Below are 18,037 nucleotides of genomic sequence, written 5' to 3'. Positions count from 1 at the left end.
GCTCAAGGGTTCCCCGATGATTACAAACTAGAATTTGACTATCAAGGGCGGAAATATTCAATCAAGGAACAAGTCAAGAGAATTGGTAATAGCGTTGTGCCGGCAATGGCTAGGGCGTTAGTAACGGCTAATCTAGTTGTTTGATTAAAAGATTTGAAAGGGTGTAAAGATGAATACTAGATTTATGATGCGGTCTAAAGCTTATAACTTATTTGGCGCAGAAAAGAAAGAGAATAGGCAAAATGTTAAAGCATATAAAGCCTATAAGCGTATATTGATTGATTATAGCAAGCGTGAAAAATATATTTGGTTTCCTGCTAATTAAAGAAGGAAGGTACAATTATTTAGTATGACGGTTAATGAAACAAGAAAATTATTAGATAGCGTTAAAGATCTTGATGAAAAAGTAAATAGTATTATTGATAGCTTGGAGTTTTACAATGAGAAAAGTAAAAAGATAACAGCCACATATAAGAGTATATGCGTTCAAGAGGGCGGTACAAGTGATACAGTCGCTGAATGTGCTGCTAAGATTGTTGATTTACAACATGCATTAAGTGAAGTTTGGGATGAATATATTAATCATCGTGACTATATAGAAGCACTTGTTAATGAATTAAGTAATCCGGAACAACGTTATTTATTAAAATCAAAGTATCTACACTATAAGAAGTGGACTGATATACAAGAAAGCATGAGTGATTTTTTTGAAAAAGAATATAGTGAAGCTTATATTCGCGGTAAATTACATAGTGAATGTTTGAAAAATCTAGCAAAAAGTATACAAAAGTGCAAAAATGATACAAAAGATAAAGAAAGATAACAAAAGATATAAAATGTTACATCGTAAATATGTTATAGTTAGTTTGTAATAGTTTTTATTGGCGGCTATTACACCTCAACTTCTCCTATATTACATGATAAATTAGCGCTAACTGAAAATGTTGGCGCTTTTTTGTTATGTAAAAATGATTGAAGTATTCATTGATTATGAATAAATTTATAAGAAAGTGAAATATATTTGCGGGAAAATACAATAAAACCTGTATAAATATATCAAAGGCTTTATATGAAAGAAACAAAGGTAGTAATAAAATGTCATGATGAACGATGTTTGAATAATGTAAATATGTATTGTGTAGCTAATAATATAGTGGTAGGTGGCACAGGGCGCTGTAAGTGTTATATAGATGCTAAGCATGCTATGAAACATACCGAGCCTATGCATGATAACCCTACCCAATCATAGGGGGCGGGGTATATGTTTAAAACGTGCAGCCGGTGCGGTATGATTTACAACGAGCGAACAGGGCATAAGTGTGGCAATCCTAAGCGAGATTATAAGCGTGATTATAATAATGCTAGTGAAGAAAGAAAGAAGATACAGCGCTTTAGATGGTCTAAAGAGTGGCAGCATACACGAGATAAAATAAAAGCACGTGATAAATTTATGTGTGCTTATTGTTGGTATCATGATAAGTATGTAAGCTTTGGCGAACAGTTAGAAGTACACCACATAGAACCATTGAGCAAGGCGTGGAGCAAGCGAACGCATGAAAATAATTTAATTACATTGTGTAAGGCACATCATAGAATGGCGGATAATGGAGAAATTGACAGAAAAACTCTGAAAAATTTAGTACCCCCGCCAAAATTTTTATAATTTATATGAATATAGCCGACACCGACTGCTCCACCTCAATTTATGAAATGTTCCCTAAATTCACGCGAATTATATATATTTGAAAGGTGTGATTGAATGGCAAGGCCGGCTAAGCTTGCAAGCACAACACGCAAGCACTTAACAAAAGAAGAAAAAGAAAATCGGCTAGCGGTTGAAAATAAATTTAAAGTTGATGGTGAAGTTGTAGCGCCGGATTATTTCAATGCAGAACAAATTGAAGTATTTGATTTTTTAGTTGATGCTTTAAAATCGGCTGATGTTTTAAGTACGCTTGATACATTTTTAATTGAACAAACGGCGGTTAATGCGGTGATGTTAAAAACTTCAAATAAGCTTGTAACGGATAAGCCCGAATTGGCGGGCGTGGCGCAATTTGTAAATTCAAATGAAAAGTTAGTGCGTACGTTTTTACGTTTAGCAGATTCATTGTGTTTATCGCCGGCAAGCCGTGCGAAATTAGGTTCTTTGGTAGCTAACAATAAAAAAGAAGCTGCGGATCCGTTAATTAATATCTTAAGTGGTGGCAATAATGATTGATAAAAAGCATAAAGCTTATGTATACGCTGATGCAGTTGTCAATGAGCAAGTAACAGCGCCTAAATATGTTAAGCTGCAATGTAAAGAATTTATGCGCATTGCTAATAACAAAGATAAAGAATATATGCTTGATGATAAGAAAATAACGCTTATAGGTGAACTATTAAAGTTAATGGTGATGCCTAAAGGTGTTAGAGTAGGTGAAAGTATATATAATTGTTTGGCGGGCTTTCAGTGGCTATTAATCATTGCTACATTATGTACTGTGCATCGTGATAACCCGAATAAGCGTAGGTATGAAAATGTCATATTGGAGATATGCAGAAAGAACGGTAAAACATTTTTAGTAGCCGTTCTTTTTATTTTGCTATTTTTTATTGAACCTAAATTTTCTAAGTTTTACAGCGTTGCGCCGGATGGCACGTTAAGCCGTGAAATTAAAAGCGCTATTGAAGAAATAAGGCTTGCAAGTCCTGCGCTTATGGGAAAATATGACGGTCAACAAAAGTTTAAAGTATTGCGTGATTATATATTATGTAATATCACGAATAGTAAATATATTCCGTTGAATTATTCTAATAGTCGACTTGATGGCCGTTTACCGAATGTATTTTTGGTAGATGAAACAGGCGCTTTACCGAATACATACGCCATTGAAGCTATGCGTTCGGGGCAGCTGACTATACTAAATAAATTAGGTTTTATTATTTCTACAAAATACCCTACTGCAAGCAATCCATTTGAGGATGAAGTTTTATATGCTAAGCGTGTTTTAAATGGTGCGGTTGATGATGATAAAATATTTTCTTTGCTTTATGAACCGGATGATGTAAAAGGATGGGCAACAAATGATGAAGTATTAGAGCATGCTAACCCTTTAGCATTAGAAGTAGTGCAAGTTATGGATGATTTGAAGGATAAGCGACAAAAAGCCATTGAGATGGAAAGCAAGCGCGAAAATTTCATAACTAAGCATTGTAATATTATTTATTCGGGCGTAGGCTCTGAAAGTTTTATCAATATTGCCGATTTAAAACGTGGTGCAGTAAATGAAATTGAATGGAGCGGTAGACAAGTATTTGTAGGTGTTGACTTATCTATGAGCAATGATAACTGTGCTGTATCTATGGTTTCGTTTGATGAAGATACAAATAGGTTACTAACTCATTCTATGGCTTTCATTCCTGAAGATAAAATAGAAGAAAAAAGCCGCTTAGAACGTATCCCATATCAAGATTTTATTAAATCGGGGTTTTGTATTCCGTGTGGATATAGAACAGTTGATTATGGTGTAATTGAAAAGTATGTTGAAGAATTAGCTAGTATGTATGATGTTACTGTTATGAGTTTAGGGTACGACCGATACAATGCGTTATCTAGTGCGCAGAAATGGGAAGAATTCGGTATTGATTGTGTTGAAATTAAACAGCATAGCAGCGTTTTGCATCCGGCTACTAAATGGATCGCAGAATTAATAGAAGATGGGCGGCTTGTTTATGATAAACGCAATAAGCTACTTGAAATCAACTTTGAAAATGCAAAATGTACTTATGATACTAATATGAATAGGTATGTAAATAAGAAGAAAAGCAACGGCAAAATAGATATGACTGTATCAACGATTAACGCAGCTTTTCTATCTTATCAAGATAACTTGCTTAATCGTTGTATTGATTGGGCTGTTCAATATTAGAGGGTGGTGAATATGGGAATTTTTAATTTTTGGAGCGTTGAACAACGTGATAGCGCTGATGCAACAGTACAAAATAATAACAATGAAGAAGAACTTGATGTATTGCTTAATGGGCGTGTGTTTGATACACGAATAACACGCGAACAAGCCATGAGTATTCCGGCGGTTGCAAGCGCGATTAATATTATATCCGGTATCATTGCCGGCTTGCCTGTAAAGCTAATGCAACGTAATGCAGAAGAATTAAAAGAAATTGCCAATGATGCACGTTTAACGTTATTGAATTTAGATACAGGCGGTGTTATTGGTGCTTATGAAATGAAGAAAAGCTTAATCACTGATTATTTGTTAGATGGTGAAGGGGCGATATTCGTTGATAAGCGTGGCAATAATATTAATACATTGCAGTATTTGCCGTATAACAATTATGTAATGCTTACTAATGGCCGTGTTATTAATCGAGCTATCATGTATCAAATTGAAGGGCGAAAATATCGCTATGATGAAGTAATGCGTGTTGTGCGCAATAGTGTAAATGGTTATAAAGGGCAAGGTATTATTGATGAAAACCCTGTGCTTTTATCTACTATGTACAATGCTCTAATATACGAAAATGGCGCAATGAGTAAAGGCGGCAAAAAAGGCTTTTTAAAATCTGAAAACCGACTTACTCAAGCTATGTTAGATGCTCTTAAAAAAGCATGGAATAAGTTATATAGCAATAATAACAGTGATGTTATTGTGCTGAATAAGGGTGTTAGCTTTGAAGCGGCTGATAGTACAGCTACAGAAAATCAATTAAATGAAAACAAACAAACTAACAGCGAACAGATTTATAAATTATTCGGGCTTGCCAATGATACATTTACAAATAATGACGCATTCAATGTATTTGTAAAGACTGCATTAGTACCGATTATGAACAATTTAACAGAATGCTTTAATCGCTTTTTACTTTTGGAAAAGGAAAAAGGCGATTTTTATTTTACCTTTGACATGAAAGACTTGATTAAATCAGATATGTTAAGCCGTTATCAATCCTATCAAATTGCATTAGAAAAAGGATGGCTTACCATTGATGAAATTAGGGCTTATGAAGATTTAGAGCCGTTAGGCATTGAATTTGTAAAACTTGGTTTAGATAGTGTGTTGTATTATCCGAAAGAAAATAAAGTATATACGCCTAACACTGGAATATATGCTGACTTTGATAGTATGAACGAGAAAGGGGGTGTGAATAGTGAAAGTCGAATTGAGGGGCAAAACGGCCAAAATTGAAGGCTATGTTAATGTGTGTGAACGAAACAGCCGGCCGATTAATTCGGAACGTGGCGCATTTATTGAACGTATTGCAAGCGGTGCATTTACAAGGGCGTTAAATCGTAATGACAATGTAGGCTTAATGTTTAATCATGTTCGGCCGTTAGGCAATCAAAAAGAAGGCGTGCTTGAATTGCGTGAAGATGCTATTGGCTTGTATGCAGTTGCGACTGTAACGGATTCGGAAGTTATCGAAAAAGCAAAGAATAATGAATTGCGTGGTTGGTCTTTTGGTTTTGTAAAAAAAGCTGATGAATGGAAAACAGAAGATAATACAGAAGTTAGAACGCTTACTGATTTTGATTTAATTGAAGTTAGCATTTTAGATATTACACCGGCATATATTGCCACATCCATTAGCACACGAAATAACACAACAGAATTAATTGAACATCGTGCATCTGCGGTAGTTGATGATGTGCAAGTTGTAGAAATTACAGAAGCGCCACAAGAAAAGCGCTCTGATGATTTTAATGTTGATTTTAAAAATATTGTTGAAAAATTGCGAGGTAAAGAATGAACTTTAAAAAATTGATTGAAAAACGTAACGAATTAGTAAAACAGTTGGATGATATGTTAAAAGCAGCTGATGCTGAAACACGTGCTTTATCTGACGATGAAACAGCAAAATTTAAAGAAATTCAAGCGGAAATTGCAAGCATTGATACCACTATTGAATTAGGCAAAGAACAGCGCGGTATTATGGATGTGCCAACTGAAAAAGTTAATGCGCCTGTTGCTAAGGTTGATATGTATGAAGTTGAAAAGCGTGCTTTTGCTGAATTTTTGCGTACCGGCAATGAACGTTATACCGATACTGAAACGCGTGCAGAAGTTACTTTTAATACAGGTAAAAGCGGTAGTGTAGTACCTAAGACAATCGCAAGCAAGATTATTGAAACAGTTAAAAATATTTCTCCTGTATTCGCCTTGTCTAGTCAATTTGATGTAAAAGGTGATTTGGCTTTTCCTGTATACGATGAAACAGAAGGCGGCATTGTATGCGCTTATTCTGATGATTTCAATGAATTGACTGCTACGGCCGGTAAATTTACTACAGTTACATTAGGCGGTTATGTTGCCGGTGCATTAGCTAAAATTTCTAAGTCTTTAGTTAATAATGTAGAATTCGATCTTGTAAATTATGTAATTGCTAAAGTATCTGAAGCAATTTCTATCTTTATTGAAAAAGAATTAATTAATGGTACTGCTAATAAAATGACAGGCTTAGTATCTTCTGCTCAATCTGTTACAGCCAGTAGTGCTACAGTTTTAACTGCTGATGATTTGGTTAATTTACAGCTTGAAGTAAATAAACAGTATCGCGCGAATGGTGCGTTTATTGTTAATCCGGAAACATTCAAAGTTATTGCAAAACTTAAAGATGCTGATGGCCGTTATATGTTGAATCAAGATATTAAGCAGCCATTTAGCTATACATTGCTTGGTTGCCCTGTATATGAAAGTGATGTAATGCCAACAATGGCAAGCGGTAAAGTAGCGGTTATTTTTGGCGATATTTCCGGCCTTTATACTAAGATGGTTAAAGATACTGTTGAAGTACAAGTTTTATATGAAAAATATGCTACACAACATGCTTTAGGTGTTGTAGGCTATGTTGAACTTGATAGTAAAATCGTTGAACCGCAAAAAATTGCTACTTTGAAAATGGCGTAAACCATAGAAAGGCAGATTTATGAATTATAAAGTATTAGTTAGTTTTTCTGGATTAATTAATAACTTTTCTGTATCTGCTTTTGTAGGCGCTATTATTTCTATTAGTGATGAATCTGTTGCTAAGGACTTATTAAAAGCCGGCTATATTAAGCCGGCTGATAGTTCTTATGACGATTTAGTAACTAATGAAGAAGTTAAGCCGGCTGAAAATTCTGATGCAGAAGAAGTTAAGCCGGCTGATAGTGCTGCTGATGTTGCAGAAGTAAAAACAGAAGAAGTTAAGCCTAAACGCGGGCGCACTAAAAAAGGTGAATAATTATGGTTGTTAGTGATTTAACTGTTGAATTAGTTGCTGATTATATCCGTGCTGATGTCACAGAAGAAACAAGCAAGATTATTAATATGTGCTTGCAAGGTGCTATTAATTATTGTTGCAGTTATACAGGGCTTGAAAAATCTGAACTTGATGAATATGCGGATATGCCGCTTGCTGTGCTTGCATTATGTGCTGAATTTTATGATTTAAGACAATTCACAGTAACTACTAGCAATAATGTAAATCGTACTACTGCACAAATTCTTGATAGCTATTCTAAGAATTTATTATAGGGGTGATTTGATTGTTGAGATATGAACACTTAGCAAGCATTTTAAATAGCAAGTGTGAATTATGGCGCAATGAAAGAAGCCCTATTATGAATGAATTAGGGCAGCGGCCTATTATGCCGGTTAAGGTGGCTGTATTGCGTTGCGGTATCGTTCCGCAAACAGGAACACTATTAGCCGGCCGTGTTGGTGATACAGCATTAACAAAAACTACTCATAAAATAATTATTAGATGGTATAAGGATATTAAAAGTGATGATTGGCTTATTATTGACGGTCAACGATATAACATTATTTATTCTTTAGATCCATATAATAACCATGAACGGCTAGAGTTATTTTGTGAGGTGATTATATGAGCATGGAAGCAAGCGGTCTTGATGATTTTGCAAAAGAATTACTTGAATTAGGTACTCAAAAGATGCCGCGAGAAAGTAAAAACTTTATGCAGCGAGCCGGCAATAAGCTTAAATCTATAGCTAAAGCACAGTACACAGCAGATTTAGCTAATGGGAAAGGCGGAAAGAAGCGATATAAAATTAAGAACGGAAAGAAAAAGCGTATTGATTTAATAGGCTCTTTAACGCGTGGTAGGGCGTATTTATACAATGGCAATGAATTTCAAGTTCGAGTTAAAAATATTGCTCCACATGCGCATTTAGTCGAACACGGTCATAATATAGCCGGTACTAATAGAAGAACTAAGGCATATCATAGCATGGGTAAAAGTGCGCGAAAATTCGCGGGCGAATATCCTAAAATGGCAGAAGATTTTATTGATGAATTGCTTGATAAGGGGGTGAGCCGTTGAGCGATAGAACTACATTATCGCATGTAATTAAGGCGCTAACGGTGGCCGTTCGTGATTGTTTAGGCGTAGAAGAAAATGATAGAGATATTGAAGAAGGCTATACACGGCCTTCTTTTTTTATTGAAGTTCAAGATATTCAAGATAGTGAATTAACCGATGAATATACATGGGAAGATTACACGATTGATATTTATTATTTTGCGCCGGAACGTGAAACCGGATATATAGACTTGTTACATGCAAGAGAAAATTTAAGTAAATTGTTGCGTGATGAGATAGTAACCGATACCGGCACAGGCTTTTCATGTAATGACGTTGAACATCGGCTTGAAAAGCGTGATAAAACACTTATTACTACATTTACATTAACGATTGTACAGAAAATCGCTGATGAGGGGGTAGAGCCATTAATTGAAGAATTGGCGGTTAGTTATCCGCGTAGCAAGAATGTTGAAAAAACAAAAGACAGTAATTTACAAGTTGATGATGAAGATTTAATTTGAATCAGAAAGGGGCTTATATGGGCTTACCGGTAATTGATATTATTTTTATTCAAAAAGCTGTAACAGCTATTAAGCGTTCTAAACGTGGTGTAGCGGTAATTATTTTAAAAGATGATACAGCACAGGCTGCACAGGCTAGAACATTTAAGTATGAAGCGGATATTACAAGCAAGTTGTATAGCGCTGAAAATTTTGAAATTTTAAAACGTTGCTTTTTTGTTGATGTAAATAAATTGATTGTAGTTAGTGTACCTACTAGCACAGCCGAATTTGCGGATGTAAAAGCAATCTTAGATAAAATTAAATATAATTGGGCATGCACTACTATTGAAGAATTTCAAGATGAGTTAGCAAGCTATACAAAAAGCCGTAATAAAGAAAGTAAAGGCAAAAAATATAAATGTGTTGTATGTAATGTTGTTGTTGCTGATGATATGCATATTGTAAACATTAAGCCAAAATCTGTAACACTGAAAACGAGTGACGGAACAGCCGGTGAAGTTGTGAAAATGACTGATTATGTACCGCGCATTGTATCTTTACTTGCTAATTTACCGCTTAACCGTAGCTGCACATACTACGAATTAGAAGATTTATATCGTGCAGATGATAGTTATATCACTGATGAAAAAACGGCTGATGATTGGATTGATGAAGGTTATCTTATTTTTATTAATGATGATGATGATGCGGTTAAGATTGGTAGAGGTGTTAACACATTAACTACCTATACTAGCACTGAAACAGAAGATATGAGTTCTATTATTATCGTTGAATCTATGGATCTTATTCTTGAAGATATTTATCAGACTTTCAAGAATTACTACATTGGTAAATATAAGAATCGTTTAGATAATCAATACTTGTTTATTTCTGCTGTAAATAGCTATTTCCGCACATTAACAACTATTCAAGCGGGTGAAGTGCTTGATGAAGAATATGATAATGTAGCAACGATTGATATTGAAGCACAGCGTGAAGCATGGCGTAGCATTGGTAAAGAAGAAGCTGCTGATTGGGATGATGAAGATGTTAAGAAAATGACGTTTAAAACGTATATGTTCTTAACTGCTAATGTAAAAATTCTGAATGCATTAGAAGATTTGAAATTTCCGATTGTTATGGCGTAATTATAGAAAGGCGAATTTATGGCTGGTGAACAAATTAAAAACAAAATTATTCGCGGTAACTATGGCAAGGTTTGGATTGATGGCGAATTAATGGCGAATGTTAAAAGCTTTGAAGCTAAAGTTTCTTTGGAATATGAAGAAGTAGATATTCAAGGCGAATTAGGCAAGTATCAACGCTATGTAGGTTATAGTATTGCCGGTACTATTTTACTTCATAAAGTAGATAGTAAAATTATTAACAAGCTTGATGCGGGCATTAGAAGCGGTGCTTTGCCTGATGTTAAGGTAGTAGCACGGTTAGCGGATCCGCAAAGTGCCGGCGCTGAACGTGTGGAATTAATCGATGTAACATTTGATGAAGCCACATTATTACAGTTTGAAAATAAAAAAGTAAGTGAAGAATCTGTTCCATTTAAGGCGAGCGCATACAATTATTTAGATTACGTTGTATAGCGCTTATTTTATTTAGTGTTTAGAGGGGCGCTTTATGCGCTCCTTATTTATTTTGAGGTGATTAAATGGCAAAAGTAACATTAGAACAATTACTTGAAAAGAAATTAGCTGATGGTTTTAAAAGTGTTGATGTACCGGTTGAAAGTTTAGGCGGTGAAATTACTATTGTTAAGCAACCATTAACTACTGTTATTCGCTTGCTTGATGATAGCGGCGCCGATGTTACTATGAGTGAACGAATGGCGCAGATGGCTGAATTGATTTATACATGTGTACCGCTTTTTAAAAATAAAGAATTACAAGCAAAATATGAATGCGCTGAACCGTATGATGTAGTTTTTAAAGTGCTTGATGATAACTTAGGTGATATTGAAACTATTGCTAATGCTATTTTTGGCTTATATGGTATGGATGATGGCGAACTTTTAAAAAAGTAATTGTAGAAGATGCCACATTAAAAATGTATAGATACTATTTATCAAAAGGCCATGCAATAGAAGAATTGTTGAATCTTAGCGCCGTTGAGCGTAGTTTTATGCTTGCATGCATGGAATTAGACAAAGAAGATATGAATAGGTTGTATGGGGGTATAAATGGCAAGTAAGAATATTAATGTTCTGTTGTCCCTTGTTGATAGGTTTACAAGTAAATTGAAAGCTCCTGCTGATGCTACTTCTAAATTTAGTAAGAATGTTAAATTGGCAAGCAATGGAATTTCTAATTTTGGCGCGGGGGCTAATGCTAGATTTTTAAGCATCACCAATAGCATTGGCAGAATGACAGCCGGCTTAGCGGGTATTGGTGCTTTTTTTAGTGTAGGTAGTATTGTAGGTTATGCCAATAAAGCTATTGCAAGCGCTGAAAAAGAAGTGCAAGTACAAGCGAAATTAGGCGCAATTTTACAAAATGTGCAATCTATTAGGGATAGAGGGCCGGAAGCGTGGAAAGACGCACAAAAAAGCTTGAATAATTATGCCGGTAGCCTTGGTAAAGTTGGTGTTGTTGGTAAAGGCGTTATTTTAAATGGAATGCAGCAGTTAGCAACATTTCAATTAAATGAAGAACAAATAAGCGTATTATCTGATGGCATGGCTGATTTATTAGCACAGCAAAAGGGGCTTAATGCTACGGGTGAAGATGCTGTTGGTATTGCTAATATGATTGGTAAGGCTATGAGCGGTAACGCTAGCGCCTTAAGTCGTGTAGGTATTACCATGAGTGAAAGTGAAGCCGAAATAATCAAGAACGGAACAGCAATGGAGCGCGCCAATACTATTGCTAAAGTATTAGCTAATAATGTTGGTGGCGTAAATAAAGCATTGGCTGATACACCGGCGGGCAAAATGAAAAAAGCAGAAATGGCTTATGCCGGCATGATGAAGAATTTAGGCATGATGCTTTTACCGTTAAAGGCTAAATTTATTGGTGTATTTGCGGATCTTGTACCAATGGTAGCGCAAAAGATGCAAGGCATATTTGAACGCGTTGCGGGAATCATGGCGGGGCTTGTTGATTGGTTTGCTAAAAATGGTGATGCGTTAGCTAATGCCGTTATGATTGGTTTAGATGCAGCAGTAACAGCTTTTAAATTATTTGGTGATGCAATCGCTTTCATTGGGCGTAATTCTGATATAGTTATTCCGATTATTACCGGTTTAGCCGGTGCATTTACAGCCTTTAATGTAATTACTAAGGTTGTAGCCGGTATTACAGCGTTTAAAGCGGCGGCGGGCGGCTTGCAAGTTGGTTTAGTTGCTCTTAAAACTGTATTAATGGCTAATCCTATTGTATTATGGGCGGCGGCAATCGGTTTAGTTATTGCTGCGTTGGTTGCGTTGTATATGCATTGGGATGATGTAAAAGCGGCTGTATTATCCTTTTGGGATGCGTGTACACAAACTTTTAATAGTGTGCTTAATAATTGTACTGCTTTTATTAATGGCGTTGTTACAGGCGTTTCTAATGCGTTTAATTCGGTAGTTAATTTTATTGGTGAATGTGTTGATAGTATTATTGCCTTTTTTGTTGGAATTGGAATGGCTATTAATACTGCTTTTACTGCAATAGTAAATACTGTTACAAATTTTATAGCAATGATTGTAGCGGCGGTAGTTGGGTTGAGTCAAAATATTTATAGTGGCTTTATCGCGATAGTGCAATATATTGCTAATGCGTTTGCGGCGGGTATCGAACTTGCAATAAACTTTTTTGAAAACTTGTTATCTATTGCTATTGGTGGCGTTGTTTTTTTTTTAAGTAGCTTTGATGGCGTTGTTGAAGGCATTAGTGAAATATTCAACGGCATTATAGATTTTGTAACCGGTGTATTTACCGGTAATTGGAATCAAGCATTAAGCGGCATTGTACAAATATTTACAGGGTATTTTGATACTTTATCTAACATTGCTTCAAACGTATTAAATTATATTGGCAATAAGGTTAGTAATATTGGCAGTACAATTAATTCTTTAAATCCGTTCGGCGGTGGCAATAGTGAAAAACATAATGCTACAGGTAGTGCTTATTGGCAAGGCGGTAGCACATATGTAAATGAAAGTAATCGCGGTGAATTAATGGTGTTGCCTAGCGGAACATCTATATTAGCGGCTGATAAAACTGAACAGCTTGTAAATAATTATGGTGGCGGTGTTACTGTTAATTTAACAGTACAAGGCAATGTAATAGGCAATGAAGCTTTTATGAATCAATGCGGGGCTTTTATTGTGAATAAATTAAAAGAAAGTATGAACAACATGTAGAAGGGGGATATAATGAATCTTTTGGCGTTGATTGAAAATAATGCAAAAGCTTATTTAAACAGAAAGCCAAAATGTGATGTGATATTGTATGATGATGATACATATGAAAATGTTATATTTCCTGTTATACCCTCTAAATTACCGGCGGTTGAACAGAAGCAAAACAATGAAGTATTTAACGGTGCAAGCGGCGATATTACATTAATTGGTACATTAGGACTAAGAGAATATACGCTTGATAATTGGCTTTTGCCGGTAAATAAAAGTTATCCGTTTACCCGCCCGAATGCATCTGATGGAGAAGCTATTATTAATTTCATTAAAACCCGCCGTGAAACAAAAAAAGTATTTAGAATCTGCGTAATATTTACCGATGGTAATGAAGTATTGAATATGGCGTGTGTGTGTGATGATTTGAATTATTACTATGATAGTGTGCATGATATTCATGCAAGTATAAGTTTTAAAGAGTATATCTATGTGAATACTACAAATAATCAAACTACTAATAGTAATAATAGCTTATCTGATAGCCAAAATTAGGGATAGGCGGTGTTTTAATGAAGTTACAATATGATTACCCTAAGAATAAAGATAGTCGTGAAATAACGGCATATACTAATAATTATGGCCGTTCTGATAATACTGATGCGTTAGGTCAAGAATTTACTTTTGACTTAGTAAGCAATCCGCTTGATATTAACATGAAAGACTTGCAGCTTGAATTAGGCGGTAAGGTGATGTTTTACAACGATGATGCGAATAATAACCGTACTAGCACTAATGATAGTGTTGATAGCACGGCTGAAACGTTAGTTTTTAGCGGCATTATCACGGATGAAAAGAAAAGCGGCATCAATAAATACAGTTATACGGCCTATGATTATGCATTTTATTTGAATAAGTCAGAAGTATTATTTCAGTGTAATGATATTGATGGAACAACGGCGCTGCGTCAACTTTGCGAAAAGTGCAATATTAAACTAGGTTCAGTGCCGGTTATTTACACTAAAATTAAGAAGGTATATCAAGGTGAAGTAATTAGTGATGTTATCAAAGATGTATTGAAGCAAGCTACAGAAGAAACCGGTAATAAGTACCGATTTGAAGTAAGAGGTGATGCGCTATATATTGAAGATTACAAAGATTTAATACTTGATGTACAGGTTACTAAAATTATTGGTGATTATAGCCATACAAGAACATTAGCAGATATGAAAAATAAAGTAGTTATCATATCATCGAGCGAAAAACATGAACAAGTCATAGCAGAAACGGCTGATGATGAACATATTAATATCTTTGGACTGTTACAACACATTGAAAAGATTGATGATAAAGATGCTAGTAAAGCTAATGAAATTGCACGAAAAAAGCTGATTGACTTAAATAAAATTGGTGAAACTTTTAATTTAAAGTTATTAGGTGATGATACTGTTAGAAGTGGTAGAATATTACATTTTGATAATGATTTACTAGATTTAAAAGGCTATTTTTTAATCAAAAATTGTACTCATGCATACGGTCAAAATCATACAATGACATTAGCATTAAATAAGGTAACGGTGAAATAATGGAAGATTGGCATGTTGACTTAGCGCAACAATTTAAAGATAGAGATAATCCGCGGCCAATGGGCGCTATGTTAGGTCTTGTAGTTGCTATTGGTGATAATTGGCTTGTCACATTGAAAGATGGTGCTTTTAAAGTAGATAAAAGTAATGGTTATATATGTAATCAAATTTTAAGGCATGAAGCTGATTATAGTTATGAGCATGCCGGAACTACTACGGTTGGCGGCTGCTTAGGCGGTGCGAATACAAACTATAGCGCTAAAGGCAATGGTAAAATTCACATTAAACCATTATGGCAAGTTGGGGATCATGTACTTGTTGTGCCGGATATGCGCGAACAACATTTTTTTATTGTAGATATTGTGAGGTGATTGAATGTTTCCTACTGATTTTAATTTTACTAATACTGTTCAAAGTACGGCGAGTAAAACAGCGGGACAAAATAAAGTAGGGCGTTCACCACGTTTTAATTACAAAACAAAACGCTTTGAATTTGTTGATGGTAAAAATGTTGAAAATACACAAATTTTAGCTATTGAACAATGGATAGAATTATTTATTCGTACAGAAGTAGACAAGTTCGCTATTTATAGTAGTGAGTTTGGCGTTAATCTTAATAAATTAATTGGTTATCGGTTGCCGCGTTCGTTTATTGTTAGTGAAATTAAACGGCGAATAACGGAAGGCATATTAAATAAAGTACCTTGTATTGTAAGCGTTGATAATTGGCGCTTTGATAAAGGTACTTTTTATTTTACGGTAACCACTAATACCGGTGAAGAAGTGAGGTTAAATTATGACTATTGATGAACTGATTAAATTAAATATTAGTAGTCTTGATGATATACATAATCTTGAATTAGATAATATTTCAGATGAGTACCAAAAAACAGAAGGCTTTCCAACATACGATATTACAAGGGGCTTTGCGTTTGGGTTATTAAAGCTGCATATGATGATTGAAGAAGTACGCTTAAAGCAAGATGTTGATAATTTAACCGGTGAAGAATTAGAACGTTTTACTTTTCAAAGAAAAGGTGTAGAACGTAGAACAGCTACATATGCACAGGGTAGCATAACAGTTTTGAATGGCAACGGAACAGTAACTATAGGTGATGTTTTTGAAAGCGAAAGCGGGCTTAAATATGCATCTGATATAACTGCTGATGTTACAGTTGGTAGTGTTATTCCTGTTACATGCTTAACAGCCGGCACAGAAGGAAATGTAGCGGTTAATACAATTACTAAAATGCCTGTTACTATTGCCGGCATTAATCAGATTACTAATCAAGAAGTATTTGTTGGTGGCCGTGATGCGGAAAATGACGATGATTTAAGAAATCGCTATTATGAAGCATTGCGTGAACCGGCTACAAGTGGAAATGAAGCACATTATAAAAAATGGGCTAAAGAAATAACCGGTGTAGGTGAAGCTAAAGCGATTGGTGAACGGTTCGGTCAAAATACGGTAGAAATTGTAATTGTTGATAGCGATAGACAGCCGGCAAGCACTGATTTAGTTGCTAAAGTACAAGAGTATATTGATCCGAATGGGAAAGGCCATGGTGAAGGGGTAGCGCCTACCGGCGCATATTGTACTGTTGTAAGTGCGGCCGCCGTGCCAATCAATGTAAAAGTAACCGGTGCAAAATTGGATGAATCTACAAGCACTAACATGGTTGCTAACGATATTAAAGAAAAGCTTGTTGAGTATTTAAAGACTATTGCTTTAAAACAAGATTATGTATCATGGGCGCAGATTGGCGCTTATATCATTAGTGCTAGTGGCTTGCTTGATTATGATACTTATACAGTAAATGGCGCTGTATCACAAGTTAAAATCAATGATGAACAAGTTGCTGTTATTGGTACTGTTGAGGTAGTGGTATGACAAATACGGAACTTCAAGAATTTATGCTTAAAACTATCAACGTTTTATATCGTAAGGATCCATGGATTAAGCAATTATATCAAATGGCGGGCGTTAGCTTAGGTGATGTGGCAAAGACAATTATTGAAGTATTTAACAATAACTATTTTGATGCGGCTAATGAACAAGCTATTAAAACATATGAAAAAGACTTAAATATCAAGGCTAAAGGAACGCTTGAAGATAGGCGCAGAATTGTTGAAATGCTATGGAAAAATAACGATAAATGCGATATTGAAAAAATTAGGCGTATTATAAAAACCTATGTACTTGATGATGTTGATGTTGATTTTTTGGATGGCGTGCTAAAAGTTGATTTTAATAATTCTTCTTTTGTGTACGCGTTACCGGAAATTAAGAAAAATTTAAAAGTGGCAAAACCGGCACATATAAGCATGGTAATCAGTGATGTGCATGAGGTTGAAGGCGGGCTTAGTGCCGGCCTTTTTTTTAAGCGTTCCGGCATCGTTGAGATCGGCGCCAATGTTGGCTTTGATACTAATATAGGTGATGCAAATATATACGCCGGTGTACATGTTGAACGGCTTAATGTTGTTAATATTATTGATTGTTAGAAAGGGTGGAAATTATTGGCTTCTCAATATCCTGTTAACATTGTTACTAGAAATGGGCTTGCACTTATTTCTGAAAGCATTGCAACAAAAAAGAATTTGTTATTTACACGAATTGTAGCCGGTGATGGTACATTAAGCGATAGTACAGATATTTCTACTATGACTGATGTATTATCTCCAAAATTAGAATTAAATAGTACAACCGGTGTAAATGAAGGTAACGGCCAATATAAAATTTATGCGACTATTTCAAATAGTAAATTAGATGTTGGCTTTTTTCCGCGTGAAGTTGGTTTATATGCAAAGGTTGAAGGCGGGCAAGAGGTTTTATATAGCTACACTAACGGCGGTAATAATGTAGGTTATATACCCGATAAAACAACGCCTATTGACAGTGAAATTTATAAAATTACTACAGTTATTGGCAATGCAAAAAATGTATCTTTAGTTTTAAAAGATGAAACCTTTGCAACGCTGCTTGATTTGAATTTACATAATACGGCAACAGATGCACATTCTAATTTATTTAATCAGTTTTTACCATTGGCCGGCGGTACAATGGCGGGTGATTTGAATGTACTTAATAAGGCATTGACTGATAATAGCCGTTCTGCTGCTAGTACAAAGTTTGTGCGTGATTTGCTTAATAGTTATATGACTAAAGGGCAAGTGAACTTTAACGGCTTTAAAAATGCTATGTCAAGCGCTGTAGAATTTGATTATAGCAACCCTAACGCATGGTGGAGAAAAGAGCCGGATGGGCTTATTATCCAAGGTGGAAGCAA

The 18,037-nt window shown here is 35.2% G+C and carries 24 protein-coding genes; all 24 read left to right on the top strand.

Going from position 1 to position 18,037, the window contains the following annotated elements; genetic code table 11:
* The first annotated feature begins 169 nt into the window (after window positions 1–169).
* A complete protein-coding gene (locus QZL64_RS00490; protein WP_021840101.1) occupies window positions 170–325 on the top strand; it encodes a hypothetical protein in 156 nt (51 codons plus the stop codon).
* Between the two features lie 24 nt (window positions 326–349).
* Complete coding sequence (locus QZL64_RS00485) at window positions 350–823, top strand: hypothetical protein (RefSeq protein ID WP_021840100.1); 474 nt, start codon at window positions 350–352, stop codon at window positions 821–823.
* Between the two features lie 438 nt (window positions 824–1,261).
* A complete protein-coding gene (locus QZL64_RS00480) occupies window positions 1,262–1,663 on the top strand; it encodes an HNH endonuclease (protein WP_021840098.1) in 402 nt (133 codons plus the stop codon).
* A gap of 96 nt (window positions 1,664–1,759) precedes the next feature.
* Window positions 1,760–2,221, top strand: a complete 462-nt coding sequence (locus QZL64_RS00475; protein ID WP_021840097.1) for a phage-related protein — start codon at window positions 1,760–1,762, stop codon at window positions 2,219–2,221.
* Window positions 2,214–3,914 (top strand): terminase large subunit, encoded by a 1,701-nt coding sequence (locus QZL64_RS00470; protein ID WP_021840096.1) that lies wholly within the window; start codon window positions 2,214–2,216, stop codon window positions 3,912–3,914. The genes QZL64_RS00475 and QZL64_RS00470 overlap by 8 nt, the downstream gene beginning before the upstream one ends.
* Before the next feature lie 12 nt (window positions 3,915–3,926).
* The gene (locus QZL64_RS00465) at window positions 3,927–5,192 is read left to right on the top strand and encodes a phage portal protein (protein WP_021840095.1); all 1,266 of its coding nucleotides are present in this window, start codon (window positions 3,927–3,929) and stop codon (window positions 5,190–5,192) included.
* On the top strand, window positions 5,155–5,754 hold the full coding sequence (locus QZL64_RS00460; protein ID WP_021840094.1) for an HK97 family phage prohead protease: 600 nt from the start codon (window positions 5,155–5,157) through the stop codon (window positions 5,752–5,754). Before QZL64_RS00465 ends, QZL64_RS00460 begins: the two co-directional genes overlap by 38 nt.
* Window positions 5,751–6,911 (top strand): phage major capsid protein, encoded by a 1,161-nt coding sequence (locus QZL64_RS00455; RefSeq protein WP_021840093.1) that lies wholly within the window; start codon window positions 5,751–5,753, stop codon window positions 6,909–6,911. The genes QZL64_RS00460 and QZL64_RS00455 overlap by 4 nt, the downstream gene beginning before the upstream one ends.
* 19 nt (window positions 6,912–6,930) lie before the next feature.
* A complete protein-coding gene (locus QZL64_RS00450) occupies window positions 6,931–7,227 on the top strand; it encodes a hypothetical protein (protein ID WP_021840092.1) in 297 nt (98 codons plus the stop codon).
* A 2-nt stretch (window positions 7,228–7,229) separates the two neighbouring features.
* Complete coding sequence (locus QZL64_RS00445; protein WP_021840091.1) at window positions 7,230–7,520, top strand: head-tail connector protein; 291 nt, start codon at window positions 7,230–7,232, stop codon at window positions 7,518–7,520.
* Between the two features lie 11 nt (window positions 7,521–7,531).
* Window positions 7,532–7,876 carry a phage head closure protein gene (locus tag QZL64_RS00440; RefSeq protein WP_441351082.1) on the top strand — a complete coding sequence of 115 codons (345 nt, stop codon included), beginning with the start codon at window positions 7,532–7,534 and terminating at the stop codon, window positions 7,874–7,876.
* The gene (locus QZL64_RS00435) at window positions 7,873–8,328 is read left to right on the top strand and encodes an HK97 gp10 family phage protein (protein WP_021840089.1); all 456 of its coding nucleotides are present in this window, start codon (window positions 7,873–7,875) and stop codon (window positions 8,326–8,328) included. The genes QZL64_RS00440 and QZL64_RS00435 overlap by 4 nt, the downstream gene beginning before the upstream one ends.
* On the top strand, window positions 8,325–8,831 hold the full coding sequence (locus QZL64_RS00430) for a phage tail terminator family protein (RefSeq protein ID WP_021840088.1): 507 nt from the start codon (window positions 8,325–8,327) through the stop codon (window positions 8,829–8,831). Before QZL64_RS00435 ends, QZL64_RS00430 begins: the two co-directional genes overlap by 4 nt.
* Entirely contained in the window at window positions 8,828–9,961 is a 1,134-nt protein-coding gene (locus QZL64_RS00425; RefSeq protein WP_296309070.1) for a phage tail sheath C-terminal domain-containing protein, read from the top strand. Before QZL64_RS00430 ends, QZL64_RS00425 begins: the two co-directional genes overlap by 4 nt.
* A gap of 18 nt (window positions 9,962–9,979) precedes the next feature.
* Entirely contained in the window at window positions 9,980–10,414 is a 435-nt protein-coding gene (locus QZL64_RS00420; protein WP_021840086.1) for a phage tail tube protein, read from the top strand.
* 65 nt (window positions 10,415–10,479) lie between these two features.
* A complete protein-coding gene (locus QZL64_RS00415) occupies window positions 10,480–10,851 on the top strand; it encodes a hypothetical protein (RefSeq protein ID WP_021840085.1) in 372 nt (123 codons plus the stop codon).
* A gap of 156 nt (window positions 10,852–11,007) precedes the next feature.
* Window positions 11,008–13,173 carry a phage tail protein gene (locus tag QZL64_RS00410; RefSeq protein ID WP_021840084.1) on the top strand — a complete coding sequence of 722 codons (2,166 nt, stop codon included), beginning with the start codon at window positions 11,008–11,010 and terminating at the stop codon, window positions 13,171–13,173.
* 12 nt (window positions 13,174–13,185) lie between these two features.
* On the top strand, window positions 13,186–13,716 hold the full coding sequence (locus QZL64_RS00405) for a hypothetical protein (RefSeq protein WP_021840083.1): 531 nt from the start codon (window positions 13,186–13,188) through the stop codon (window positions 13,714–13,716).
* Window positions 13,717–13,733: 17 nt separating this feature from the next.
* Window positions 13,734–14,747 (top strand): XkdQ/YqbQ family protein, encoded by a 1,014-nt coding sequence (locus QZL64_RS00400; RefSeq protein WP_021840082.1) that lies wholly within the window; start codon window positions 13,734–13,736, stop codon window positions 14,745–14,747.
* Entirely contained in the window at window positions 14,747–15,118 is a 372-nt protein-coding gene (locus QZL64_RS00395; RefSeq protein ID WP_021840081.1) for a DUF2577 domain-containing protein, read from the top strand. Before QZL64_RS00400 ends, QZL64_RS00395 begins: the two co-directional genes overlap by 1 nt.
* 4 nt (window positions 15,119–15,122) lie before the next feature.
* Complete coding sequence (locus QZL64_RS00390; RefSeq protein WP_021840080.1) at window positions 15,123–15,554, top strand: DUF2634 domain-containing protein; 432 nt, start codon at window positions 15,123–15,125, stop codon at window positions 15,552–15,554.
* Window positions 15,544–16,638 carry a baseplate J/gp47 family protein gene (locus QZL64_RS00385; protein ID WP_021840079.1) on the top strand — a complete coding sequence of 365 codons (1,095 nt, stop codon included), beginning with the start codon at window positions 15,544–15,546 and terminating at the stop codon, window positions 16,636–16,638. The genes QZL64_RS00390 and QZL64_RS00385 overlap by 11 nt, the downstream gene beginning before the upstream one ends.
* Window positions 16,635–17,252 (top strand): DUF2313 domain-containing protein, encoded by a 618-nt coding sequence (locus QZL64_RS00380; protein WP_021840078.1) that lies wholly within the window; start codon window positions 16,635–16,637, stop codon window positions 17,250–17,252. The genes QZL64_RS00385 and QZL64_RS00380 overlap by 4 nt, the downstream gene beginning before the upstream one ends.
* Window positions 17,253–17,267: 15 nt before the next feature.
* On the top strand, window positions 17,268–18,037 hold a 770-nt coding region (locus tag QZL64_RS00375), incomplete at its 3' end, for a hypothetical protein (RefSeq protein WP_296309068.1).

Origin of the sequence: Veillonella sp. CAG:933, from assembly GCF_000431435.1 — a bacterium.
Taxonomy (GTDB): Bacteria; Bacillota; Negativicutes; order Veillonellales; family Veillonellaceae; genus Veillonella_A.
This window is presented reverse-complemented; position numbering and strand designations above follow the sequence as displayed.